The following is a 24,254-nucleotide window of genomic DNA, read 5'->3' on the forward strand; positions in this document are numbered from 1 at the left end:
CCGCCGATCGCCCGGCGGGGCCCCACTCACGTACGACCGTGACGGCTCACTTGCCCGAGACGGTCACCTTCTCGTCGTTGTTCAGCTCGTTCACCAGCGTCTTGACCTTGGCCTTGTCCCACACGACGTTGCCGTTCGCGAAGCCGGACATCGGCATGTTCATGGACGTGCCGTCACCGCCCGAGACGCCCTTCATCGCCCAGAACATCGAGGTGACGTCCCACAGGCTCATGTCCTTGTCGACGATCAGCGAGTCCAGGCCCGCGCCCATCGTCGGGTAGAGCTTGAAGGGGTTCAGGACGGTCCCCGGGGTCGCCACCTGGTGGGCGAGGGCGGAGAGGAACTTCTGCTGGTTCTTGGTGCGGTCCAGGTCGCTGCCGGGCAGGGCGTAGCGGGTGCGGACGAAGGCGAGGGCCTGCTCTCCGTTGAGGGTCTGCTTGCCCTCGTCGAAGTCGGCTCCCGACTTCTTGTCCTTCATGCCGCCCTTGGGGATGTCCATCTCGACGCCGCCGACCGCGTCCACGATCTTGGCGAAGCCGCCGAAGCCGATCTCCGCGTAGTGGTCGATGCGCAGGCCCGTGTTGGCCTCGACGGTGCGGACCAGCAGCTCGGGGCCGTCCTCGGCGTACGTGGCGTTGAGCTTGGTCTGGCGGCCCTGGGCGGGGTAGAGCTTGCCGGACTCGGCGCCCTTGAAGGACGGCACCGTGACGTTCGAGTCGCGGGGCAGCGAGATCATCGTGTTCCCGCCGTCGTCCGCGACGTGCAGGATCATCATCGAGTCCGTGCGCTTGCCCTCGGCGGAGCCCGTGTGGAGCTTCTTCTTGTCCTCGGCGGTCATGCCCTCGCGGCTGTCGGAGCCCACGATCAGGTAGTTCGTGCCGGCCCCGCCCTCGGGCCGCTCGATGACCTTGGAGAGGTCGACCTCGCGCTTCAGCTTGGAGTCGGCCCAGAAGTACGTGGAGACGGAGACCACGACGAGCAGCACCACGAAGGTGATGAGGCCCCACTTGATCCGCTTGCGCCAGTTCGGTGCGGGCTTCGCGGGCCGCGGCGCGGTGTAACCGTCACCCGGACCGCCGGGGCCGCCCGGCCCGCGCCCGCCGTGCTGGGGCGTGCCGTAGACCTGGCCGTTGCTGTAGCCGCTGTCGTAGCCGGGCTCCGCGCTGGCGCGGGGCTCGAAGACGTCGTCGCGGGCGTCGCCGTAGCGCTCGCCGCCGTGGCCGTCGTCGTACGTGGGCTGGGAGGGGACACCGCCCGGCGCCTGCTGCGGCGGCGCGGACCGCTGCACGTGCCGCATCACGCGGGCGCCGTCGGGCTGCGCGCTGTTGCTGCCGCGCCCGTATCCGCGCCCGCGTCGGTCGCCCTCGCCGTACGCCTCTGGCCAATCGCTCATGTGGACCAGTGTGCAGTGCCGGGACGGGAGCCCCACAAGACCGGTTGGGATTTCGGGCCACGGCTGTTGCAGAGCTGATGCAAAGCCGCCGGGCGGGGGGCGGGACATTCGGCGGACTTAGGGTGGGGGCATGACAGACCTGGCCCCGGCCACGGAATCGGAGATTCCCGGCAAGCCGACCTCGGCATCCCGCACGACACTCAGCCACATCATGACCCACAACGACACCAACCTCCTCGGAACGGTGCACGGCGGAGTGATCATGAAATTGGTGGATGACGCGGCGGGCGCCGTCGCCGGACGCCACTCGGGCGGCCCGGCCGTCACCGCGTCCATGGACGAGATGGCCTTCCTGGAGCCGGTCAGGGTCGGCGACCTCGTGCATGTGAAGGCCCAGGTCAACTGGACCGGGCGGACCTCCATGGAGGTCGGCGTCCGCGTCCTCGCCGAGCGCTGGAACGAGTCGACGCCCGCCCAGCAGGTCGGCTCCGCGTACCTGGTGTTCGCGGCGGTCGACGCGGACGGCAAGCCGCGCTCCGTGCCCCCGGTGCTGCCGGAGACGGAGCGCGACCGGCGCCGCTACCAGGAGGCGCAGATCCGCCGCACGCACCGCCTCGCGCGCCGCCGCGCGATCAAGGAGCTCCGCATGAACCGGGCGGCCGAGGGCCTCGACGACTGAGGCCCCGCCGCCACCGCCTCACGGGCAGACGACCTGGTCCCCGGTGACGGCGCCGAACTCGCCCTGGTAGGCGTCCTCCGCCCGTACCGGCCGCACCTTCTTGAAGTCGGTGCCCGCGATCACCTTCAGGGTCGCGCCCTGGCCCTTGACCTTCCGCATCTCGCACCCGGGCAGCGCCGTCGCCAGGGACTTCGCCGAGCGGTCCCAGCGCGGGTCGTACGCCACCACGGTGCGCCGCAGCGGCTTCTCCTTGGCGCCCGCCACGCTCCCGGGCGCCCGCGTCGTCCTGAAGCCCGTGGTGCGCAGCGCCCGGTCGACGCGCTTGCCGAGGCCGGGGCTGCCCGCGCCGTTGTCCACCTGCACCCGGATCTGCTGCGGCGACACCGGCACGAGCGCGGCCTTGTGCCTGGCGCGGTGCACGGCGAGCGGACGGTCCTCGCGCAGCGCCTTGAAGAGCTTCTCGGACCGCTCGGGGGCCCACTTCAGGGTCGAGCCGATGCCCGGCAGCGTCTCGCCCTTCCGCGCGAGCGGCACCGTCGTGAACTCCGACGACGAGGGCGAGAAGCTCCGCATCGCCCGGCCGAGCGCGATGATCTCGCTGGAGCCGAAGCCCTCGTCCGCGCGGACCGAGCTGAGCAGCGTGCGCGCCACATCACGGAACTTGACCGGATTCAACAGCACCCCGCCGCTGGTCGCCTTGGCGATGAGCGCCGCGAGGAACCGCTGCTGGCGCTGCATGCGCCCGATGTCGGAGGCCCCGTCGACGTAGCGCGAGCGGACGTACTGGAGGGCCTCGCCGCCGTTCAGCTCGTGCGTGCCCACCGACAGGTCGAGCCCGGTGTGCGAGTCCTTCAGGGGCCGCGCGGTGCAGACCTCCACGCCGCCGAGCTCGTCCACCGTCTTCATGAAGCTGGTGAAGTCGACCTCCAGATAGTGGTCGATCTTGACCTTGGTCATGTGCTCGACGGTGCGCACGGTGAGGCTGGGGCCGCCCTCCGCGTAGGCCGCGTTGATCTTGTTCGGGTGCTCGTGGTGCTTCTCGCCGGTGGTCTGGTCGGTGTGCGGCGGCAGGTCCGCGTACGAGTCCCGGGGCAGGCTCACGACGCTGGCGCGGTCCCGGTCCTCGGAGATGTGCACGATCATCAGGGTGTCCGTGCAGTGGCAGGGGGCACCGCCCAGGCGGTACTTCGCCTTCTCCTCGTCAGTGATCTTGTCGCGGCCGTCGGTGCCGACGAGCAGCACGTTCATGCCGTTGCCGTCCTCGTCCTTGGGCCGGTTCTTCATGTCCTTGAAGGCGTCGACCCGCTTGATCCCGGTGTCGAGGCTGGTGACGACCCCGTGCCCGATGCCCGCGGCCGCGAGCACCGCCACGGAGAACGTGGTCGCCACCCGCATGGCCCACCGGGGCCGCTTCCCCCGCCGGGCGGAGCGCCGGGGCGTGCGGTTCGCGCCGCGGGCGGGCTGCGGCCGTCGCGGCGGGTGGGCGGGGGAGCGGGGCGGTGTGGGCACGTTCGGGGACACCTCCGCGAGGAGCGGGCCTGGGGAACGCGAGAACCGTAGGCCCATACGAAATGCGGCCCGGGGTAGCGACCCGGGCGGCGCGCGCCCGTGTCCCCCGTTCGCGGTAACGTGACCGACGATGAACGCCAAGTCTGAGGTGCAGCCTCCCGCCGTCTCTGTGATCATGCCCGTCCTCAACGAGGAGCGGCACCTGCGCGAGGCCGTGCACGCGATCCTGCAGCAGGAGTACGCGGGCGAGATGGAGGTCGTGGTCGCGCTCGGCCCCTCCACCGACCGCACCGACGAGATCGCCGCCGAGCTGGTGGCGGAAGACCCGCGGGTGCACACGGTCCCCAATCCCACGGGGCGTACGCCCGCGGCGCTGAACGCCGCCATCAAGGCATCGCGTCACCCGATCGTGGTGCGTGTGGACGGCCACGCCGCGCTCTCGCCGGGCTACATCACGACCGCGGTCCGCCTCCTGGAGGAGACCGGCGCGATGAACGTCGGCGGCATCATGCACGCCCAGGGCACCAACCCCTGGGAGCAGGCCGTCGCCGCCGCCATGACCTCGAAGATCGGCGTGGGCAATGCCGCCTTCCACACGGGCGGCGAGGCCCAGCAGGCCGAGACCGTGTACCTGGGCGTCTTCCGGCGCGAGGCCCTGGAGCAGCAGGGCGGCTACAACGAGGAGTTCATCCGCGCCCAGGACTGGGAGCTGAACTTCCGCATCCGCGAGGCGGGCGGTCTCATCTGGTTCTCGCCCGAGCTGAAGGTCTCCTACCGGCCGCGGCCGAGCGTGAAGGCCCTCGCCAAGCAGTACAAGGACTACGGCCGCTGGCGGCACGTCGTCGCCCGCTACCACGAGGGCTCCATCAACCTCCGCTACCTCGCCCCGCCGACCGCCGTGTGCGCCATCGCCGCCGGAGTCGTGGTGGGCGCGGCCCTCACCCCGTGGGGCCTCGTGATCCCGGGCGGCTACCTCGCGGCCATCGCCGCCGGGTCTGTGCCCGCGGGCAAGGGGCTGCCGCTGAAGGCCCGCCTCCAGATCCCCGTGGCGCTCGCGACGATGCACATGTCGTGGGGCTGGGGCTTCCTCACCAGCCCGCGCTCGCTCACGAAGAAGGTCATCGCCTCGCGCCGCCCGGCCGTCCTCAGCGAAGCCTGAGTCCGGCCGGGCGTGCCCGGCACCACGAGACGGCCCGGACTACCAGGTGTAGTTCGGGTCGACGTGCATGCACTGCTTCTTGTCCGAGCCGTTCATCGCCTCCGCCGACGACGGGGTCTTGTCGTCCTTCTTGGCCGCCTTGGGCGGGGTGTCGCCCTCCCGCCAGTCGGCGCCCACGGTCAGCGTGACCCCGGAGACGTCCGTCGACTTCTTCACCGAACTCAGCGGCAGACCAAGGGACTTGGCGACCCGCTGGGCGTCGCCCTCCAGCTCCTTGCTGGGGTAGCTGATGACCGTCTTCCCCTGCGCCGGGGGCTCGGTCGGGTCCGACGTCGAACGGGTGAAGCCCTTGCCGACGAGGAGCTGGGTCACCTCGCCCGCGCGGCCGGGGGCCGGGGCCTCGGAGTCCGTACGGGTCCCGTTCCTGACCTGCACCGCGATCTGGGCGTCCGGGGCCGCCGGGTCGTCGGAGAGCTTCTCCTCGGCGGACTTCTTCGGCTTCTTCTTGTCCTTGCCGTCCAGCGCGATGTCCTCGCGCACCAGGCGGAAGAGCTGCTCCGCGTCGCCGGGCTTCGGCTCGACGCGGTCGTGGTCCGAAACCGCGTACTGCCAGGGCATGGTCGTCATCGTGGTGCGCTTCGGCGGCACCTTCTTCAGCTCGTTGCCGAGGTCGTAGAGCTTCTTGATGCTGTCCAGGCCGTTGTCGACCTTGAGGGCGTCGATGGCCGTCTCGGCGAGGTTACGGAGCTTGTTCGGGCTGGACAGGCCGGTGTTCTCGCGCAGCTTGCGCACCAGCGCGTTCATGTACATGTGCTGGGCCTTGGCGCGGGAGATGTCGGTGCCGCCGTCGAAGCCGTAGCGGGTGCGCAGCCACTGCAGGGCCTGCTTGCCCTTGATGTCGTGGGTGCCCTTCGTCAGCTTCAGGCCGGAACCCTTGCCCTTGCTGGTGTGGGAGTAGATGTTGGCGTCGACGCAGACGGGGACGCCGCCGACCGCGTCGGCCATGTCCACCACGCCGGAGAAGTCGACCATGAGGAAGTGGTCGATGCGGATGTTGGTGAGCTTCTCCCACGTCGCCACCGTGCAGCCCGGACCGCCGCGTTCGAGGGTCTCGTTGGTCATGGTCAGTTTGGTGCTCGCCGGGTAGACCTTGCCGTCGTCCCGGTCGGTGCACTTCGGGATGTCCAGGAGCGTGTCGCGCGGCATGCTGATCACCGACATGTTGCTGCGGTCCGCCGAGAGGTGGAGCAGCATCTGGACGTCGGCCAGGGGTGGTGCGCCGACGGATTCCTTGGAGCCGCCGAGCTTCAGGTTCTCCTTGGTGTTACGGGAGTCCGAGCCGATCAGCAGGATGTTGAGCGGAGTCTGGCCCGCGGCGTTGGGCGTGGCCTCGGGGGCCCGGTGGTCGCCGAGGTTCAGGTCGTCCGTCTGGATCTTGCCGTTGAGGTACTGGTAGTAGAGATATCCGGCGCCGGCCGTGCCAAGTATCAGTACGGCTATGACCGTTGCCGTCCAGCGCAGCACGCGGCGTTTTCGGCGCGGAGGCCGCGCACCCGCGCCGCCCTTGCCGCTGCCGCCTTTGCCTCCGCCACCGCGCCGGTGCCGATGGCGCCCGGCGGCCTGCGGCGGCTCCCCGCCCTCCGGAGCGGCGCCCTCAGGAGCGGCGCCGTCCGACGGAGATCCGGACGGGGGAGACCCGGCGGGTGCATCGGCCCCGCTCCCGTCCCTGCCCGCGCCTCCGTACAGGCTGTCGTCCCAGCCGTGTTCGCCCGCGCCGCGGGCCGTGCCGTCGTGCGACCCGCCCGGCGGCGAGTCCTCCCCACGCACACTGCCTTGCCTCATCCCTGCCCCTCCCCGCCCCCACGGTGTCAACTGCGGTTGTTGTGCACCTTGTTAGATGCACAACAACCGCCTTAGGTCACTTGGCGCACACCGACTTGTCCGCCTCGACCTTCTGGATCCCCTCCGGCGCCTTCGACTTGGCGGAGCTGATGGGCACCCCCGCGCCCTTGAAGTCACCGCCCAGCGTCAGCTTCATCGCGGGCAGCCCCTGTGCGGACTTCTCGCTCTTGCCCGGCTTCATCGCGGACCCGGGCAGCCCCATGATGTCGGCGAGCCGCCGTGCCTGGTCCGCCTGGTCCGGAGCGTATTCGAGCGTCGTCTTCGCCAGGTCCTTGGGCGCGTTGCCCAACTGGCTGGACTTCATGACGCCTTCATTGTTCTGCAGCCAGGTGAGAGTTGTCTGAGCTGCGCCCGTCTTGCCGCTGCCGTTGTAGATGTTGACGCGGACGTCGCCGGCGGCGGACTTGGAGCCCTTGAGCCGGGCGGCGATCGCGGCCTTCTCCTTCTTCTGCTTCTTCTTCACGTCGGTCAGCGAGACGTCGTCGCGCATCATCCCGAACAGCTGGTCCGCCTTGGCCTGGTTGAGCACGACCGTGGTGTGGACCTTCTCGGCCGGGTTGTCGATGACCGGCGTGGTGGCGAAGCTCAGGTTCTTCATGTCGAACTTGCCGAGCTCCATGCCGAGGTCGCGGAGCTTCTTTATGTCCGCGATCTTGGAGTCGACGGTGAGCGCCTTCGTGCCCGATTCGGCCAGCTTTATCATCTTCGTCGGGCTGGTCAGTGTGTCGTTCGACTTCAGCTTGCGCATCAGCGAGCTGAGGAACTGCTGCTGCAGCTCGATGCGGCTCAAGTCGCCGCCGGTGCCCACGGAGTGGCGCGTCCGCACGAAGGCGAGCGCCTCCTCGCCCTCCACCTCGTGCTTGCCCGCGGGCAGCTTGAGGTGCGAGTCCGGGTCGTCGATGTCCTTGGCGAGACAGATCGGCACGCCGCCGACCGCGCTGGACATCGTCTTGACCGCGTTGAAGTCGGCCACCATGAAGTGGTCGAGCTTTATCCCGGTGATCTCGGTGACCGTGCGCATCGTGCAGCTCGGCGTGCGGTTGCTCTGCCCGAGGCTCTCGTTGAAGCGGGTCTTCGGGGTGCCCTTGATGACCTTCGTGCTGCCGTCTTCCTGCTTCGTCGGGCAGTCCGGGATGTCGACGATCATGTCGCGCGGGATGCTCAGCGCGGTCGCGTTCGAGCGGTCCTTGGAGACGTGCAGCAGGATCGTCGTGTCCGCGTGGCCGACGCTGCCCGCGTCGCCGTAGCCCTCGTTGCCCTTGCCGCTGCGCTTGTCCGTGCCGACCAGCAGGATGTTGATGGCCCGGTCCTTGCTGAAGCCGCCGGTGCCCGCGCCGTCGTCGTCGACCGCGGTGATGTTGTCGTTGAGGTGCTGGTAGTAGAGGTAGGCGCCCCCGACGGCCGCGACGAGGATGAAGGCGATCGAGCCGCCCGTCCACGCGAGCACCTTCTTCGCCTTCGACTTCTTCGGCCTCTGCTTGCGCCGCCCGCCGGCCATCTCCGGCTGCGGGGCCCGCCGCCTGCGCTGCCCCGGCACCTCACGCCGGCCGTCGCGCGGCTCGCGCGGACCGCCGCCGTACTCCCGGCTGCCGCCCTCGGGTCCCGGGCGGCGGCCGCGGCTGCTGCCCTGGCGCGGGGAGGATCTACGGGGGCCGGGGACTCCCGACTGCCCTGCGGAGGGGCTCAGTCGCAGTTCGTAGTCACCGGTGTTCGGGTTGAGCACCCACTGGTCTGCGGGGTCGATGTTGTCCGCCCGCCCACGGCCTTGCGCGTCCACGGTTGTTTGCGTCCTCCGTCGGGGCCACGCGGCGCCTTTCCCCCCTCAAAGAAGGCGCTCGGTCTGGTACATCAAGGGCGCTCGGCCACGTCGGCCGGGCGCACCGGATCGCTCACACTATCCGCCCAGTTCAGCGCCGAACGACGTCGGTGACAAATTCCACTCCCCTACAACTGGGCAATCCGCCCTATTTCTTTGGCGAACGGTGCCGAGCGTTGGGGATCGCTTTACCCACGGGCCATTACTCGCACCCCGACCCGGCGGCCGTATTGCCCCGGAATGTGGGCGCGGGGCTCGGCGTGTGCGAGGGGTCGTCGGGCTTCTCGTCGCTCCAGGATCCGTCGTCGTATCCCTCGTCCTCATACGGCTCTTCGTACGACTCCTCGTGGCTTTCCCCGGAGCCCTCCTCGGACGTTTCGCGCCCGGAGTCCGCCTGGTCGGAGCGCCCGGTTCCGTCTTCGGGTGCGGCCCGGGAGACCTCGACCGGGGAGTCGGTGCGCAGGCGGGTGAAGAGCTGTTCGGCCTCGGGCTCGACGAGTTCATCGCGATTGGCGTCGTAGGTGTACGACTGCCGGGGAACGGTGAGGAACTGCACCTCTTCTGTAGGGATATTGCGCATGCCGCGCACCAGTTCGTACAGCCCGCGAAGGCTGGCGAGCCCCGGGTCGGTGGTCAGCGAGGAAGTCGCCGCGTCGAGGACCGGATAGAGCTTGGCGGGATTGAGCAGGACGTCATTGCTGCGCACCTTGTTGACGAGGGCGCCGAGGAACTCCTGCTGGCGGTCCATGCGGTCGGTGTCGCTGCCGTTCCCGATGCTTTTCCGGGCGCGTACGTAACCGAGTGCCTGTTCCCCGTCGAGGGTCTGCCGGCCCGCGGCGATCTTCACATGGGCGTCCGGGTCGTCGACGGGGTCCTTCAGGCAGACCTGCACCCCGTCCACCGCGTCCACCATGTCCTTGAAGCCCGCGAAGTCCACGACCATGTGGTGGTCGACGCGGATCCGGGTGAGCTTCTCCACCGTACGGATCGTGCAGGCGGTGCCGCCGAACTCGAACGCCCAGTTGAACTGGGCGAATTGGGCCTTGGTCCGGGACCCGTCGGGCTGTCGGCAGCTCGGAATGTCCACCATCAGGTCGCGCGGGATGGAGACCGCGGTCGCGCTCTGCCGGTCGGCCGCGAGGTGCAGCAGGATCGTGGTGTCCGACCGCTGGGTGCCCGCGTCCTGCCCGTACTTCCGATTCCCCTGTCCCGCCCGGGTGTCGGAACCGATGAGCAGGATGTTCTGCGCGTCGTGCACCAGCGGGGTGGGCCGCTCCTTCTCGTAGCGCGCCAACTCGGCGGCCGCGTCCATGTCCTTGGTGATGTTGCCGTTGAGCTTCTCGTACACCGCCCAGCCGGTGCCCCCGGCCGCGAGCACGAGCACCGAGAGCCCCACCGCCCCCCACCGCAGCCACCGCCGCTTGCGCCGCCGGGCCACCCCGACGCCGGAGGGACTGGCCCCGACGCCGGGCCCCAGGGTCGGCCCGGCGCCCTCCGGCCCGGGTACGCCCTCCGGCTCAGGTGTCTCGGTCACGCGTGCGTCCACCCCTCATCGCGACGTCGGTGCATGGTGCGCTCTTACGACCATGGACCGAGGAGGCGCGGGGGGCCTGCGGGCCGGGGGAGAGGGTGGGCCGAACGGGGGAGAGGCTCCGTGAGAGGCGGAGCTTTCAGGGGCGCGGGGAACTGCGCGACCAGCCACATCAGACCCGCAGCCGAAGAACCGACCCGATAAGGGGCGCGGGTAACCGCGCGACCAGCCCACGGCGAACCCGCAGGCGAAGAACCGACCTCTAAAAGGGGCGCGGGGAACTGCGCAAAAACCGGCCCCCTAGCGAAGCGTGACCGTGACCTTCTCCTCGGCGACCCGCTTCGCCAGCCCCTCCTCGGACAGCTCCCCGAGATTCCGGCACAGCACGACCGAGGAGCCCGCGGCCAGAGGTGCGTACAGCCCGCCGCTGAGCCCCTCCCAGTTCCCGTACGAGAGTCCGGACAGCACCCGGGACCCCGGCCCGGCGACCTCGATCGCCTCCGCGTCCGAGCGGGCGCGCTGGACCAGTCCGGCCCCGGTGAGCTCCAGGCCGGCGACGGCCAACGCGGGCTCATCGGGGTCCACCGGCGCGTACGCCACGAACCGGTCGCCCTGCCCCGGCACCTCCACCGCGTAGTCCACGAACCCCTCCGGCGGCTGCGGGAAGCGGCCCCCGAGCGGGCGCAGCGCCAGCGCCACCCGCTCCCCGGAGCACGCGCGCGCGGCGTCGAGCGAGTCGGGCCCGCTGACCACGAGGTCCGCCCCGGCCGGATCGCCGCCCACCTCGGCGACCACGCCCACCGACGAACAGGCGAGCAGCCACACCGCCGTCTGCCAGTGCGCGGGCAGCAGCAGCGCGAGCCGGTCGCCGGGCTCGGCGGCGAGGTCGCCCTGGAGCAGATTGGCCGTCTTGGCCACCCAATTGGCGAAGGTGGCCACCGACAATTCGACGCGCTCGCCCGTGGCGTCGTCGTAGAAGGTGACGAGGGGACGCCCCGGGTCCGCGGCGAGCGCGGATCGCAGCAGGTCGGCAGGGGTGCGGTCGTTGGCGTTCACGCGGGCAAGGGTACGCGGGGGCGGCGCGGCGCCCGGGCGGGGCGGGGGAGTTGGCGCCACCGGATCGGCGGAAGCCACCCGACGATCCGTCAAATCCCCAATGGACAGATATGTACCGGTATGCCGACGATCAGATGCATGCGTGGATTCCTTGCTTCCTCGATCGGTGTCACCTGCGCGGCCGCGGCCCTGGCCCTGCCCCTCGCCCTGCCGGCGACGCCGGCGGCGGCGCGCGCCACGGCGCCCGCGTCCCCTGCCGCCGAGTCGGTCCCCGGCTCCACCCAGTCCCTCCCGCTCGCCCCGCTCGGCTCCGACCGCTCCCTCGTCCAGGGCGGCGAACAGGGCCTGCCCCGGCGCGACGTCCAGCCCTTCTCCCTGGTGGGCGTCGTATGGGACAACCCGGACGCCGAACTGCGCGGCCGCGTCCAGGTCCGCACCCGCGCGACCGGCACGACGACCTGGTCCGCCTGGCAGGACGTCGAGACGCACAACCACGAGCACGCCGCCGACCTCGACACGGCCGAGCGCGCCACCGGCAAGGTGCGCGGCTCCACGGCCCCGCTGTGGGTCGGGGACTCGGACGGCGTGGAGATCCGCGTACGGGCGGAGGAGGGGAGCGCGGCGGCGAACCAGGCCGACAACGTACGGGCGGGGCAGCCGGACGCCCAGCCTCCGCTCCCCAAGGGCCTCCGCCTCGAACTCGTCGACCCCGGCGACGAGCCCCCGCCGCAGGGCGCCCTCGCCGACGGCCCGCGTGCCGCCCTCACCGCGCAGGCCGCCGCGTCCGCCGCCGTCAACGCCGACCTCGCCCCGCTGGACGCCACCGTCATCCCGGCGCTGAGCAAGCAGGAGACCGAGGGCGACCTGATCGCGGCCCGTGGCGGCGCCGAGGTGGTCGGCAAGGCCAGGCCCTACGTAGGCCCGCGCCCGCGCATCATCACGCGCCGCGGCTGGGGCGCCGACGAGAAGCTGCGGGAGAAGGACTTCGCGTACACGAAGAGCGTGAAGGCGGCCTTCGTGCACCACAGCGCGTCCGGAAACGGCTACAGCTGTGCCCAGTCGCCCTCCGTCCTGCGCAGTATTTACCGCTATCACGTCAAGAGCAGCGGCTGGCGGGACTTCGGCTACAACTTCGCCGTCGACCGGTGCGGGAACATCTACGAAGGGCGTGCCGGAGGTGTGGCCAAGCCGGTCCTCGGCGCCCACACTCTCGGTTTCAACGCCAACAGCATGGGCATCGCCGTCCTCGGCACCTACAACAACGCCAATCCCCCCAAGGCGGCGGTGAACGCCGTGGCCCGCCTGGCCGCCTGGAAGCTCGGCCTGTACGGCGCGAATCCGCGCGGCACGACCTACCTGACGTCGGGCGGCGGCAACCTCTACAAGAAGGGCACGAACGTCCGGCTCCATGTGATTTCAGGCCATCGGGACGGGTTCGCCACTGAATGTCCGGGCGGCCGCCTGTACAACAAGCTCGGCAAGGCCCGGTCCACCTCGGCCCGCTTCCAGGGCCGCTAGGACCAGGTCGCACCGCACGATCTGCACTCCCATCTGCATACACTGGCCGGCCGAAACGCAAATTCGGCCGGCCCCAGCAGGAAGCAGAGACGACAGGTGACTGAAGCGATCCTCCTGGTCGGCGGCAAGGGCACCAGGCTCCGTCCGCTCACGGTGCACACCCCCAAGCCCATGGTGCCCGCGGCGGGCGTCCCGTTCCTCACCCACCAGCTGGCCCGGGCGAAGGCGGCGGGCGTGGACCACATCGTCCTCGCCACGTCCTACCTGGCCGAGGTCTTCGAGCCGTACTTCGGCGACGGCTCCGCCCTGGGCCTCCACCTCGAGTACGTCACGGAGACCGAGCCCCTCGGCACCGGCGGCGCGATCCGGAACGTGGCCTCCCGCCTCCACTCGGGCCCCGACGACCCGGTCCTGATCTTCAACGGCGACATCCTCACGGGCCTCGACATCCGCGCCCTGGTGGCCACGCACCAGTCCACGGGCGCCGACGTCTCGCTGCACCTCACGAAGGTCGACGACCCGCGCGCGTACGGTCTTGTCCCCACGGACGGGACGGGCAGGGTGACGGCCTTCCTGGAGAAGCCCCAGACGCCCGAGGAGATCGTCACCGACCAGATCAACGCGGGCGCGTACGTTTTCCGCCGCTCGGTCATCGACACGATCCCCGAGGGCCGCCCCGTCTCGGTCGAACGGGAGACGTTCCCCTCCCTCCTCGCCTCCGGCGCCCACCTCCAGGGCATGGTGGACTCCACGTACTGGCTGGACCTGGGCACCCCGCAGGCATTCGTCCGCGGTTCGGCGGACCTGGTCCTCGGCCGCGCCCCGTCCCCCGCGGTCCCCGGCCGCTGCGGCGACCAGCTGGTGCTCCCCTCGGCGCAGGTCGCCACGGACGCCAAGCTCACCGGCGGCACGGTGGTCGGCGCGGGCGCGGTGGTGGGCGAGGGCGCCCGCGTGGACGGCAGCACGGTCCTGGCGGACGCGGTGATCGAGCCGGGCGCGGTGGTGACGGACTCACTGGTGGGCACGGGCGCGCGGATCGGCGCCCGCTCGGTCCTGACGGGCGCGGTGATCGGCGACCGGGCCACGATCGGCGAGGACAACGAACTCCGCGACGGCGTCAGAGTCTGGTGCGACGCAAGCCTCCCGTCGGGCGCGGTGCGCTTCTCGTCGGACCAGTGAATTCCAGCCCGTCAAGGGGGTCCCCCTGCTCCTTGAGAGCTTGGGGGAGTTCGAGGACGAGGCGCGTTCAGCGCCGATACGGGGCAAGGGGCGAAGCCCCATGAGGAGGCCGCCCCAGGGCCGCGGAGCGGCGGGTTTCGGGAAGGGGCGGGATCGGGGAAAAGAACCCCCGTACCCTCAACCCCATGTCCTCCCGCTTCGCCCCCCACCCCACCCGCACCACGGTGCGAGGCGGCGAAACAGCGGTCCCGCACGGCGTGCCACACCAGCCCACAACAGGCCGCACCCGCGAGTGGAAACCCCCTTACCCCCTGGACCTGGGCCTCACCCTCGGCCCCCTCCGCCGCGGCCCCGCCGACCCCACCTTCCGCACCGCCCAGGACGGCTCGGTCTGGCGGGCGACCCGCACCCCCGAGGGCCCGGGCACCCTCCGCGTGGCCGTCCACCGGAGCACCGCCACCGCCCGGGCCGAGGCATGGGGCGAGGGAGCGGACTGGCTCCTCTCCCAACTCCCCGCCCTCCTCGGCGCGTCGGACGACCCGGCGGCCTTCACCCCCCGCCACCGCCTCGTGGCCGTCACCGAACACCACCGCCCCGGCCTCCGCCTCACCCGCACCGGCTTGGTCCTGGAATCCCTGATCCCGTCGATCCTGGAGCAGAAGGTCACGACGGACGAGGCGTACCGCGCCTGGCGCCTCTTGGTCCGCACGTACGGCGAACCGGCCCCCGGCCCGAAGACGTGGCCCTTCAAGGCTCCGATGCACGTGATGCCGGAGCCCCGCACCTGGTCCCTGATCCCGTCCTGGGAGTGGCACCGCGCGGGCGTCGACAACAAGCGCGCGTCGACGATCCTGCGCGCGGTCAAGGTGGCCCGCCGCATGGAGGAGGCGGCGGCCATGACGCCCGCCGACGCCCAGGCCCGCCTCGAACTGATCCCCGGCATCGGCCCCTGGACCTCCGCCGAGACCGTCCAGCGCAGCAACGGAGCCCCCGATGCGGTGACGGTCGGCGACCTCCACCTCCCGGGCATCATCGGCTACGCCCTCGCGAACGACCGCACGGCGGACGACGCGGCGATGCTGGAGCTGCTCTCCCCGTACGAGGGCCAGCGGCACCGCGCGGCCCGCCTGATCCTCCTCAGCGGCCGCACCCCACCGCGCCGCGAGCCACGCATGCCGAGAGGCGACATCGCACGCCTCTGAGGAAGACCGCCCCGGAACGACGGACCGCCCCGGGCAAGGGGACGGACTCGCCGCTCCCCCCCGGGGGGGGCTACCGAACCTCGATGAAGTCCTCAGCCGCGCGCGCGGCCCGCTCCTTCGGCGCCACCGCCGCATGCCCCACGGCCACCGCCCCCATCGGGTCCCAGTCCGCGGGCAGCCCGAGGACCTCCCGTACGACGTCCGCGCAGAACATCGTCGACGACACCCACGCGGAGCCGAGCCGCTCCCCGGCGAGCCCCACCAGGAAGTTCTGCACCCCGGCGCCCGCCGCGACCACGAACATCTCCCGCTCGGCGCCGTCCCGCCGCGCGTCCCCGTACGTGTGCGCGCCGTCCGCCACCAGACAGGGCACCACCAGGTAGGGCGCGTTGCGCAGCACGTCCCCGCGCCGCACCCGCTTCGCGATGGACTCCTCGCTCTTGCCGTCGCGCCGCAGGTCGGCGATCCAGGCGTCCCGCATGGCGTCGAGCAGCCGCGTCCGCGACTCCTCGGACTCGAGGAGCACGAAGCGCCACGGAGTGGTGTGGTGCGGCGCGGGCGCCGTCACCGCGAGCGCGACGGCCCGGCGCACCGCTCCCGGGTCCACCGGCTCGTCGGTGAACTCCCGCACCGTGCGCCGCTGGGTGACCGCCTCCCGGACGGCCTCCGACGTGCCGAGCCGGAACATGTCGTCGCGCGCGTCCCGCACCATGGCCCGCGCCCCCTCGTCCTCGAGCTCTTCCTCGAAGCCGCCGTCCACGACGTGGGCGAGCCCCCGCACCACCGCCACCGGCAGCCCCGCGGCCTTGCCCTTGACCAGGTCACCCGCCGCGGCCAGCTCGTCGGCGGTGGCGACGACGGTGGCGCTCAGCGGATTCCCGTACGCGTCGAAGCCGCCCCGCAGGTCGTCGAGGACCCGGACGCCCGCCGCCCCGATGGCGACGTCGGTGAGGCCGTTGCGCCAGGGCCGCCCGAAGGTGTCGGTGATGAGGACACCGACGTCGACACCCAGGGCATCGCGCAGCCCGGCCCGCACCGCGCGCGCGGAGGCGTCCGCGTCCTCCGGAAGCAACAGCACCGTCCCCGCAGGGGTGTTGGAGGCGTCGACTCCGGCCGCGGCCATCACGAGCCCCTGCCGGTTCTCGACGATACGGAGGGGCCCGCGGCGCGCCACGACCCGCACGGTCTCGGCGTCGATGGCCGCCTCCCGGTCGCTCGCCTCGACGACGCGACCCTCGGCCTTGCTGACGATCTTCGAGGTGACGAGGACGACGTCCCCGTCCGCGAGGGACGGCTCGGCGGCCGCGATCAGCTTGGCGAGGTCGTCGCCCTGCCGGACCTCGGGGAGCCCCGGCACGGCCCAGACGCGGTACGACTCCGAGGGGGCGGCTCTCACGCGCGGACCTCCGCCGCGAGCGCGAGGGCCTCGCGGGCCATGGCCGCCGCGGCGGTGCCTTCCTCGGGGTCCGTCATCATCAGCGGGATGGCGCGGCACCGGATGCCCGCCGACTCGATCCGCTCCACGGAACCGGCGTCCACGGTGTCGACGAGCCAGCCGTCCAGGAGCCCGCTCCCGTAGTGCTCGGCGACCGCGGCGGCCGTCGCCTCGACCCCGACGGCCTCCAGGACCTTGTCGGCCATGCCGCGCACGGGCGCGTCCCCGACGATGGGGGAGAGCCCGACGACGGGCACCCCGGCCTCCGCGATGGCCTCCCTTATGCCGGGCACCGCGAGGATGGTGCCCACGCTCACCACGGGGTTGGACGGCGGGAAGAGGATGACGTCGGCCTCGGCGATGGCCTCCAGGACGCCCGGCGCGGGCTTCGCCTGGTCCGCGCCCACCGGCACCACGGCGTGGGCCGGGACGGAGGCGCGCATCCGCACCCAGTACTCCTGGAAGTGCACGGCCTTCTGCTCGCCGTCCACGTCGACCGCCACATGCGTCTCGACCCGGTCGTCCGACATCGGGATGAGCCGCACCCCGGGCTGCCAGCGCTCGCACAGCGCCTCCGTGACGGCGCTGAGCGGATATCCGGCGCTCAGCATCTGCGTCCGCACGATGTGGGTGGCGAAGTCCCGGTCGCCGAGCCCGAACCACTCGGGCCCCACTCCGTAGGCCGCGAGCTCTTCCTTGACCTTGAACGTCTCGTCCGTACGCCCCCAGCCCTGCTCCTCGTTGATGCCGCCGCCGAGGGTGTACATCACGGTGTCGAGATCGGGACAGACCTTCAGGCCGAACAGGTGGATGTCGTCACCGGTGTTGCCGATGACCGTGATCGCCGCGTCGGGGGCGGCCTTCTTGAGTCCCCGCAGGAAACGGGCGCCGCCGATGCCGCCGGCCAGAACCACAATGCGCATGCGCCCAAGCATTGCAGGCGGGTACGACAGTGCGTCAGGCGGTCACGGGATCCGCCGCTGCGGGCGCCTCGCAGCGCGCCGTGTGCATCGGCATCTCGGTCAGGCCCGGGTAGTAGATGTGCAGGCTGACGGCTGGTTCGAGGGAGTCGTTGACGACGTCGTGGACATAGCCGGGTGCGAAGACGCGCTGCGCTCCGGCGCGCAGCGTCCGCGCCGCGCGCTCCGTGCGTTCCGTCAACTCACCCTCCAGGAGCGTCAGCACACCGGAGGACGGCCCGTGGTCGTGTGGCCCGCTGCCCTGCCCGGGCACCCAGGAGAGCAGCCACACCTCGTAGCCGGGCCCGGTGCGCAGGCGGTGGTACCAGCGGCTCGTCGCGTCGTACTCGACGAGGTGGGCCCACTGGGAGCGGTCGGCGGCGATGGAGCGGGCGAGCCCGGCGAACTCGGCCACGGTGGCGGGGTGTTCGCGCGCGGGCTGCAGGAGGTGCGGGACTTCGAGGATGTCGCCGGCGATCTGGAGGTCGCTGTCGCTGTTCATGGTGCGGTGGTTCCTCAACGTGTGAGAGCTGGGGTGTCGCAAAGGGAAGGTGGAGCGAGGGAAACGCGGGAGACGCTGGAAAAGCGGAGCCTCGGCGGGCTCGGGGGTTCAACAGCTGGAGACGGGTCGCTCAACAGCTGGAACAGGAACAGCGACAGCGCGCGTGGGCAGCACCGACGGCACCGCTGGTGCGGTTCGTCGAGAGAGCCAAGTTCGCGAGCATGCCCACCAGGACAGCGGCTCACACCTTTGGTGTCAACCCAATGTCCGCTATGTGAGATATGTTTCACCTCATCCGGTTGTTCTGTGAGGCGAAAGGTTTGTGCAGTCAACGCACGGGACACATGGCGCTTCAACCGGCGCGTAAACGCCGATGCGATCCCGTGACCCGAATGTGATCCGGTTCGCTTCGGCGGGCATCCCGCAACGAGATCGAAGTGCGCGGCGTCTCTCCATGTGAGCGGCGTGCGTCGGGCTGGGCCACTGGCAAGTGTCACGGTTTATGCCGATTTGAACACTTTCCGCAAAGCCTTGGTTCCGCAGAGTGAATAAGGGGCCCAATAGCAGATCTCGGCTTGACTGGCCCGGATCGGCACACTTGTAATTTCACTCGTGTCGTTCAGCCGAAATCGGTAACGGCAGCATCACGGGGACGCACGGACAGACGAGGGGCGCACATGACCGAGCTGGTTCAGGAACTGCTGGTCGAGGACGCGGACGAGGAACTCGGCTGGCAGGAGCGCGCACTGTGCGCCCAGACCGACCCCGAGTCCTTCTTCCCTGAGAAGGGCGGCTCCACCCGCGAGGCCAAGAAGGTCTGCCTCGCCTGCGAGGTCCGCTCGGAATGCCTCGAGTACGCGCTGGCGAACGACGAGAGGTTCGGCATCTGGGGCGGTCTCTCGGAGCGAGAACGCCGCCGCCTGAAGAAGGCCGCTGTCTGACCCCCCGCACCACCGCACCGAAGCGCGCGCCCGCGCGCGTGCGTACGTACCGTTGTGCGCATCCACGCGTCCCATTTCGAGTGCCGCCCGACCAAACGGCACACACCCCTACGTATGGAACGGCCCGTCGCCCAAGGGTTATCCACAGGCGGCGGGCCGCGTTGTTGCCAGCCGTTAGTGTGGGGCCCCGTCCGAGACGCCCCACCGCCTCCAGCGGTCGCGGGAGTCCACCGCAGTCCACCGAACCGGGGCCCGTACCTCGATGTCCGTGCAGAGCCATTCGGCAGCCCACCACGACGCTGCCGCCCCTGAGTTTCCGCGGCATGTCGTGACCGCCGTGCTCGTCTCCCACGACGGTGCCCGCTGGCTGCCCGACGCCCTCGCCGGACTGCTCGGCCAGGAGCGCCCCGTGCAGAGCGCCGTCGCCGCCGACACCGGCAGCGCGGACGACTCCGCCCGGCTGGTCACCGAGGCCCTCGGCGCCGACCGCGTCCTGCACCTCGCGCGCCGCTCCGGCTTCGGCACCGCCGTGGACGAGGCGGCCCGCACCGCCGCCGTCCTGACGCCGGAAGAGCTGCCGTACCTGAAGCGCCCCAGCGGCTGGGACCCCGTCAGCCGCTCCTGGCGCGACGACGCGTACGACATGCCGGAGCTGCCCCACGGCGAGCCCGAGCAGTGGCTCTGGCTGCTGCACGACGACTGCGCGCCCGAGCCCACCGCCCTCGCCGAGCTGCTGCGCGCCGTCGAGACCGAGCGGGAGCTCGGCCGGGACGTCGCGATCGTCGGCCCCAAGCTCCGCGGCTGGTACGACCGCAGGCAGCTCCTCGAAGTCGGCGTCTCCATCGCCAACAGCGGCCGCCGCTGGACCGGCCTGGACCGCCGCGAGCAGGACCAGGGCCAGCACGACCACGTGCGGCCCGTGCTCTCCGTGTCCACCGCCGGGATGCTGATCCGGCGCGAAGTCTTCGAGCGGCTCGGCGGGTTCGACCGCCGCCTGCCCCTGATGCGGGACGACGTGGACCTGTGCTGGCGCGCCCAGGCCGCCGGACACCGCGTCCTGGTCGCCCCCGACGCCGTCGTCCGGCACGCCGAGGCGGCCTCCCGCGAGCGCCGCGCGGTGGACTGCGTGGGCCGCACCTCGGCGTCCCCGCACAAGGTCGACAAGGCCGGCGCCGCCTACACCCTGCTGGTCAACGCGCGCGCGGCCACGCTCCCTTGGGTGCTGTTCCGGCTCGTCGTCGGCACGCTCCTGCGCACCCTCGCCTACCTCGTCGGCAAGGCGCCGGGACAGGCCGTCGACGAGGTCACCGGACTCCTGGCCACCCTGCTGCGGCCGGGGCGGATCGTCGCCGCCCGCAGCAAGCGCGGCAAGTCCGTGCTGGAGAAGGGCGAGTTGAGGCCGCTCTTCCCGCCCCCCGGCGCCACCGTGCGCGCCACCGTCGAGCAGGTCGCCGGCAATCTTGTGGGCCGCTCCGACCCGGAGGTCTCCTCGGCGGGCCGCCACGGAGCGGTCGAGTCGGGGCCCGGTGGGGACGACGCGGACTTCCTGGAGGTCGAGCAGTTCGCCCGCCTGAAGCGCATGGCCCGCAAGCCCGGACCGATGCTCTTCGTAGTGCTGCTGTTCGCCGCGCTCATCGCCTGCCGTGAACTGCTCGGCAGCGGCGCCCTCGCGGGCGGCTCCCTGCTGCCCGCCCCCGCCGACGCGAGCTCCTTGTGGGGGCGTTACGCGGACGGGTGGCACCCCGTGGGAACCGGCGGCACCCAGTCGGCGCCGCCGTACCTGGCGCTCGTCGCGGGCCTGTCCACGCTGATGTTCGGCTCCACCGGACTCGCGGTCACGGTCCTCCTTGTCGGCTCCGTGCCGCTGGCCGGGTTCGCCGCGTACTTCGCCTCGCGGCCGCTGGTGGAGTCGCGGCTCCTGCGGGCCTGGGCGTCCGTCGCGTACGCCTTCCTGCCCGCCGCCACCGGCGCGCTCGCGGGCGGGCGCATCGGCACCGCCGTCCTCGCCGTCCTGCTGCCGCTCATGGCGCGCGCGGGCACCGCGGCCGCCGGGCTCGGCGCCGCCGAGGGCACGCGCGGCAGCTGGCGCGCCACGTGGGCGTACGCCCTGCTCCTGACGCTCGCGACGGCCTTCACGCCGATCGTGTGGCCCATCGCCCTGGTTCTCGGCCTCGCCCTCCTCGCGCTGCGCCGGAGCGACATCCGCGCTTACGGGCCGCGCTTCCTGGCCGCGCTCGGCACCCCGCTGCTGATCCTCGCCCCGTGGTCGCTGACACTGCTGCCCTTCGGGTTCTTCCGCGAGGCCGGGCTCACGTACGAGGCGGGGGCGGCGTCCGCCCTCGACCTGCTCGGCGGCAGCCCCGGTGGCTCCGGGACCGTGCACGGCCTGCTGCTCATCGGGATCGTGCTCGCCGCCCTCGCCGCACTGCTGCGCAGCGAGCGGCAGCTGGCGATCCGCACGGCGTGGACGGTCGCGCTCGTCTCGCTGTTCTTCGCCGCGCTGTCGAACGACTCGGTGTGGGCCGGACCCGCGACCCTCGGCTACGGCATCGCGCTGCTCGCGGCCGCCGCCCTGGGGGCCGACGGCGCCCGCGCGCGGGTGGCCGAGCAGAGCTTCGGATGGCGGCAGCCGGTGGCCGCGCTCATCGCGTTCGCGGCGGCCGCGGGCCCGCTGCTCGTCGCAGCCGGGTGGATGATCCGCGGCGGTGACGGCCCGCTGGAGCGCCGGGACCCGGTCCAGGTCCCCGCGTTCGTCGCGGAGGAGAGCAGCACCCAGGACCAGGCCCGCACCCTCGTGCTCGACAGCGACCGGGCCGCCAAGGTCTCGTACACCCTCGTGCGCGGCTCCGGCGCCCGCCTCGGCGACGCCGAACTGGCCGCGGCCGCCGGCTCCAACAAGCGCCTGGACAGGGCCGTCGCGCGCCTCGTCGCCGGTTCCGGCGCCGACCAGGCGGACCAGCTGGGCGGCTTCGCGGTGCGCTACGTCCTCGTACGGGACGGGGCGCCCCGGCAGATGAGCCGCGTCCTGGACGCGACGCCGGGCCTCTCGCGGCTCAGCCAGGAGGACGGCAGCGCGCTGTGGCGCGTGGACCGGCAGGTCGCGCGCGCGGCGATCGTCCCCAAGAGCGGCGACCCCGCCCCGGTCGCGGCAGGCCCCGTCGAGCTGCACACGAAGATCCCGTCCGGCACCGAGGGCCGCGTCCTGCGCCTCGCCGACGCCGCGGACGAGGGCTGGACGGCCACGCTCGACGGCCGCGCGCTCACCAGGACCACCCTGGACGGCTGGGCGCAGGGCTTCGAACTGCCCGCTTCGGGCGGCCGGTTGGACGTCACGTACGAGGCCCCGGCCTCCCACACCGGATGGCTGTGGGCCCAGGGCGCGCTCGCCGTGGTCCTGGTCGTGCTCGCGCTGCCCGGACGCCGCCGCGACGTCGACGACGACCTCCCCGAAGAGCCCGTCGTGCCCGCCCAGGCGGTCGCGGGCGAGGGCCGCAGGGCGCGCAGGCTGCGGGCCCAGAGCGAACAGCAGGCCCAGGCGTCCGCCGCGGCGGACGGCACGACGACGGCACCGTCCCAGGAGGAAGCCCTCGCGGGCCTGCCGCAGCAGCAGTCGTACGGCGAGTGGGAGGCGCCCGCCCACGCGGGCGCCGAGTACGGCACCTACGGCGGCGAGCAGCAGTACCAGGGCGCGCAGTACCCGGCAGGACAGCAGCCGGGCAGCTACGACCAGCAGTCGTACCAGGCCGATCCCTACCAGGGCGGCCAGTACGACCCGTACGCCTCGTACGGCGGCGCGGACGCGGCCTACGGAGACGCGCAGCAGTACGGCCAGGGCTACGACTCCGCGTACGCCCCCCAGCAGCCCGCGCAGCCCCCGCAGGACCCTCCGATGCCGCCCCTGCCCCCGCAGCCCCCGCACGGCAGCGACAGTGAGCGTCCCGACGGGAGCCAGCAGTGAACCGCACCACCCAGTCCCTGATCGCCGGCGTGGCCGCACTCGTCGCCGTCACCGGATTCGCCGCGTTCAACACCCCGGACGGCACGGGTGACGACGGCGCCAAGGAGGCCGCGCGGCTGCCCGTGGAGCGCACCAGCCTGCTCTGCCCCGCGCCCAGCACCTCGGACCTCGCCGAGACCTCGTACACCGGCTTCACGCCCGTCTCCAAGGGCTCCGGCGGCTCCGGAAAGGCCGAACTGCTGCCCTCCGTGAAGCAGTTGACGGACGCTCCGGACAAGGACAAGGAGAAGGGCGCCAAGCCCTTCCTGTCCTCGAAGACACCGGGCAAGCCCGTCGCGGGCGAGGAGTCGGGCGCCGAGTCGCCCGCGCTCATCGGCACCGCGGACGGAAAGCTCGCCCCCGGGTGGACCGTTCAGCAGACCAGCAAGATCACGGCGGGCAGCGGCCGCGGCGCCCACGGCCTCACCTGCTCCGCCCCCGACACGGACTTCTGGTTCCCGGCCGCCAGCACCGCCAAGGAGCGCGACGACTACGTCCACCTGACCAACCCGGACGACTCCGCGGCCGTCGTCGACATCGAGCTCTACGGCCCCGACGGCCCCATCAAGTCCGAGGTGGGGGAGGCGATCCAGGTCAAGGCCCACTCCAGCGTCCCGGTGCTGCTCTCCACGCTCACCGACAAGCCGCAGACCAACCTCACGGTCCACGTCACCGCGCGCAGCGGCCGGGTGGCGGCCGCCATCCAGTCCTCGGACGACAAGCTGGGCGGCGACTGGCTGCCCGCCGCGGCCGACCCCGCGGACAGCCTGGTCCTGCCGGGCATCCCCGAGGACGCCACGTCGGCGCGCCTGGTCGCCTTCGCCCCCGGCTCCGACGACGCCGACCTGAAGGTCCAACTGGCCTCTCCGAACGGCCTGATCAGCCCCGCGGGCCACGCCTCCCTGCACGTGAAGTCCGGCATGACGGCCGCCGTCGACCTCGGGAACGTCACCCGGGGAGAGGCGGGTTCGCTGGTCCTGACGCCCTCGGAGGACTCGGTTCCGGTGGTGGCCGCGCTGCGGGTCACCCGGGGCAAGGGCGACAAGCAGGAGACGGCCTTCATCCCGGCGGTGAACGCGGTGGGCGCGCGCGCGACGGTCGCCGACAACCGCGCCAAGGGCTCGACGCTCTCCCTGACCGCGCCGGGCAAGTCCGCGCAGGTGAAGGTCACGGCGTCGGCGGGCACCGAAGGCGGCACGCCCGCCACGAAGACGTACAAGATCAAGGGCGGTACGACGCTGGCGGTCGAGCCCCCGGTGCCGGCCGGGCTCAAGGGGGCGTACGCCCTCACGGTCGAGCCGGTGTCGGGCGGCCCCGTCTACGGCTCGCGGATGCTGCGGCTCGGGGGCGACGACACCCACGGGGTGCCGATGTTCACCGTGCAGACGCTCCCGGACGACCGGGGGACGGTCGCGGTGCCGGAGGCGGAGCAGGACCTCACGGTGCTGGAGAAGTAGGCGGGCACACGCGCGTGGC

General features: G+C 71.9%; 17 protein-coding genes. 8 read left to right on the plus strand and 9 right to left on the minus strand.

The features are described from left to right. Nucleotides 1-46: 46 nt before the first annotated feature. Nucleotides 47-1,393, minus strand: coding sequence for an LCP family protein (locus tag ACQB60_RS13345; RefSeq protein WP_496926130.1), 1,347 nt, complete (start codon nucleotides 1,391-1,393; stop codon nucleotides 47-49). 130 nt (nucleotides 1,394-1,523) lie between these two features. Between ACQB60_RS13345 and ACQB60_RS13350 the strand changes: the two genes are divergently transcribed. Then, nucleotides 1,524-2,072 carry an acyl-CoA thioesterase gene (locus ACQB60_RS13350; protein WP_384840287.1) on the plus strand — a complete coding sequence of 183 codons (549 nt, stop codon included), beginning with the start codon at nucleotides 1,524-1,526 and terminating at the stop codon, nucleotides 2,070-2,072. An 18-nt stretch (nucleotides 2,073-2,090) separates the two neighbouring features. Here ACQB60_RS13350 and ACQB60_RS13355 read toward each other — a convergent pair whose 3' ends face one another. Next, nucleotides 2,091-3,581: an LCP family protein gene (locus ACQB60_RS13355; protein ID WP_496926131.1), complete on the minus strand. Its 1,491-nt coding sequence runs from the start codon at nucleotides 3,579-3,581 to the stop codon at nucleotides 2,091-2,093. Between the two features lie 130 nt (nucleotides 3,582-3,711). Between ACQB60_RS13355 and ACQB60_RS13360 the strand changes: the two genes are divergently transcribed. Next, nucleotides 3,712-4,740 (plus strand): glycosyltransferase family 2 protein, encoded by a 1,029-nt coding sequence (locus ACQB60_RS13360; RefSeq protein ID WP_496926132.1) that lies wholly within the window; start codon nucleotides 3,712-3,714, stop codon nucleotides 4,738-4,740. Between the two features lie 39 nt (nucleotides 4,741-4,779). Here the strand turns inward: ACQB60_RS13360 and ACQB60_RS13365 are convergent, their stop codons facing one another. From ACQB60_RS13365 to ACQB60_RS13380, 4 genes are all read right to left on the minus strand, one after another. Next, entirely contained in the window at nucleotides 4,780-6,582 is a 1,803-nt protein-coding gene (locus ACQB60_RS13365) for an LCP family protein (RefSeq protein WP_496926133.1), read from the minus strand. Between the two features lie 76 nt (nucleotides 6,583-6,658). Then, the gene (locus ACQB60_RS13370; protein WP_496926134.1) at nucleotides 6,659-8,419 is read right to left on the minus strand and encodes an LCP family protein; all 1,761 of its coding nucleotides are present in this window, start codon (nucleotides 8,417-8,419) and stop codon (nucleotides 6,659-6,661) included. A gap of 241 nt (nucleotides 8,420-8,660) precedes the next feature. Beyond that, nucleotides 8,661-9,992, minus strand: a complete 1,332-nt coding sequence (locus ACQB60_RS13375; protein WP_496926135.1) for an LCP family protein — start codon at nucleotides 9,990-9,992, stop codon at nucleotides 8,661-8,663. A gap of 297 nt (nucleotides 9,993-10,289) precedes the next feature. Further along, nucleotides 10,290-11,045 carry a TIGR03089 family protein gene (locus ACQB60_RS13380; RefSeq protein WP_496926136.1) on the minus strand — a complete coding sequence of 252 codons (756 nt, stop codon included), beginning with the start codon at nucleotides 11,043-11,045 and terminating at the stop codon, nucleotides 10,290-10,292. 138 nt (nucleotides 11,046-11,183) lie between these two features. On the opposite strand from ACQB60_RS13380, the gene ACQB60_RS13385 reads away from it, so the two are divergent. From ACQB60_RS13385 to ACQB60_RS13395, 3 genes are all read left to right on the plus strand, one after another. Then, the gene (locus ACQB60_RS13385) at nucleotides 11,184-12,563 is read left to right on the plus strand and encodes a peptidoglycan recognition protein family protein (protein ID WP_496926137.1); all 1,380 of its coding nucleotides are present in this window, start codon (nucleotides 11,184-11,186) and stop codon (nucleotides 12,561-12,563) included. Nucleotides 12,564-12,659: 96 nt separating this feature from the next. Then, a complete protein-coding gene (gene manB, locus ACQB60_RS13390) occupies nucleotides 12,660-13,742 on the plus strand; it encodes a mannose-1-phosphate guanylyltransferase (protein ID WP_496926138.1) in 1,083 nt (360 codons plus the stop codon). Between the two features lie 185 nt (nucleotides 13,743-13,927). Further along, on the plus strand, nucleotides 13,928-14,944 hold the full coding sequence (locus tag ACQB60_RS13395) for a DNA-3-methyladenine glycosylase family protein (protein ID WP_496926139.1): 1,017 nt from the start codon (nucleotides 13,928-13,930) through the stop codon (nucleotides 14,942-14,944). A gap of 70 nt (nucleotides 14,945-15,014) precedes the next feature. Here ACQB60_RS13395 and ACQB60_RS13400 read toward each other — a convergent pair whose 3' ends face one another. The 3 genes from ACQB60_RS13400 to ACQB60_RS13410 are packed head-to-tail and all read right to left on the minus strand — an operon-like array spanning nucleotide 15,015 to nucleotide 17,840. Then, the gene (locus tag ACQB60_RS13400) at nucleotides 15,015-16,340 is read right to left on the minus strand and encodes a coenzyme F420-0:L-glutamate ligase (RefSeq protein ID WP_496926140.1); all 1,326 of its coding nucleotides are present in this window, start codon (nucleotides 16,338-16,340) and stop codon (nucleotides 15,015-15,017) included. Then, the gene (gene cofD / locus ACQB60_RS13405) at nucleotides 16,337-17,302 is read right to left on the minus strand and encodes a 2-phospho-L-lactate transferase (RefSeq protein ID WP_496926141.1); all 966 of its coding nucleotides are present in this window, start codon (nucleotides 17,300-17,302) and stop codon (nucleotides 16,337-16,339) included. The genes ACQB60_RS13400 and cofD overlap by 4 nt, the downstream gene beginning before the upstream one ends. Nucleotides 17,303-17,336: 34 nt before the next feature. Further along, entirely contained in the window at nucleotides 17,337-17,840 is a 504-nt protein-coding gene (locus tag ACQB60_RS13410) for a cysteine dioxygenase (protein ID WP_496926142.1), read from the minus strand. A 677-nt stretch (nucleotides 17,841-18,517) separates the two neighbouring features. On the opposite strand from ACQB60_RS13410, the gene ACQB60_RS13415 reads away from it, so the two are divergent. The 3 genes from ACQB60_RS13415 to ACQB60_RS13425 all read left to right on the plus strand — a co-directional run bounded on the left by ACQB60_RS13415 (nucleotide 18,518) and on the right by ACQB60_RS13425 (nucleotide 24,235). Then, on the plus strand, nucleotides 18,518-18,781 hold the full coding sequence (locus ACQB60_RS13415; RefSeq protein ID WP_016642094.1) for a WhiB family transcriptional regulator: 264 nt from the start codon (nucleotides 18,518-18,520) through the stop codon (nucleotides 18,779-18,781). 262 nt (nucleotides 18,782-19,043) lie between these two features. Beyond that, a complete protein-coding gene (locus tag ACQB60_RS13420) occupies nucleotides 19,044-22,739 on the plus strand; it encodes a glycosyltransferase family 2 protein (RefSeq protein WP_496926143.1) in 3,696 nt (1,231 codons plus the stop codon). After that, complete coding sequence (locus ACQB60_RS13425; RefSeq protein WP_496926144.1) at nucleotides 22,736-24,235, plus strand: DUF5719 family protein; 1,500 nt, start codon at nucleotides 22,736-22,738, stop codon at nucleotides 24,233-24,235. The genes ACQB60_RS13420 and ACQB60_RS13425 overlap by 4 nt, the downstream gene beginning before the upstream one ends. The last annotated feature ends 19 nt before the right edge of the window (nucleotides 24,236-24,254 follow it).

It is taken from the genome of Streptomyces odontotermitis, from assembly GCF_050510915.1.
GTDB lineage: Bacteria > Actinomycetota > Actinomycetes > Streptomycetales > Streptomycetaceae > Streptomyces.

What these genes read in the sequence shown, in the direction of transcription:
- ACQB60_RS13420 (WP_496926143.1), top strand. Translation starts at nt 19,044, where the DNA reads ATGTCCGTGCAGAGCCATTCGGCAGCCCACCACGACGCTGCCGCCCCT.
- ACQB60_RS13365 (WP_496926133.1), bottom strand. Translation starts at nt 6,582, where the DNA reads ATGAGGCAAGGCAGTGTGCGTGGGGAGGACTCGCCGCCGGGCGGGTCG.
- ACQB60_RS13415 (WP_016642094.1), top strand. Translation starts at nt 18,518, where the DNA reads ATGACCGAGCTGGTTCAGGAACTGCTGGTCGAGGACGCGGACGAGGAA.
- ACQB60_RS13350 (WP_384840287.1), top strand. Translation starts at nt 1,524, where the DNA reads ATGACAGACCTGGCCCCGGCCACGGAATCGGAGATTCCCGGCAAGCCG.
- ACQB60_RS13385 (WP_496926137.1), top strand. Translation starts at nt 11,184, where the DNA reads ATGCGTGGATTCCTTGCTTCCTCGATCGGTGTCACCTGCGCGGCCGCG.
- ACQB60_RS13360 (WP_496926132.1), top strand. Translation starts at nt 3,712, where the DNA reads ATGAACGCCAAGTCTGAGGTGCAGCCTCCCGCCGTCTCTGTGATCATG.
- ACQB60_RS13410 (WP_496926142.1), bottom strand. Translation starts at nt 17,840, where the DNA reads ATGAACAGCGACAGCGACCTCCAGATCGCCGGCGACATCCTCGAAGTC.
- cofD (WP_496926141.1), bottom strand. Translation starts at nt 17,302, where the DNA reads ATGCGCATTGTGGTTCTGGCCGGCGGCATCGGCGGCGCCCGTTTCCTG.
- ACQB60_RS13395 (WP_496926139.1), top strand. Translation starts at nt 13,928, where the DNA reads ATGTCCTCCCGCTTCGCCCCCCACCCCACCCGCACCACGGTGCGAGGC.
- ACQB60_RS13345 (WP_496926130.1), bottom strand. Translation starts at nt 1,393, where the DNA reads ATGAGCGATTGGCCAGAGGCGTACGGCGAGGGCGACCGACGCGGGCGC.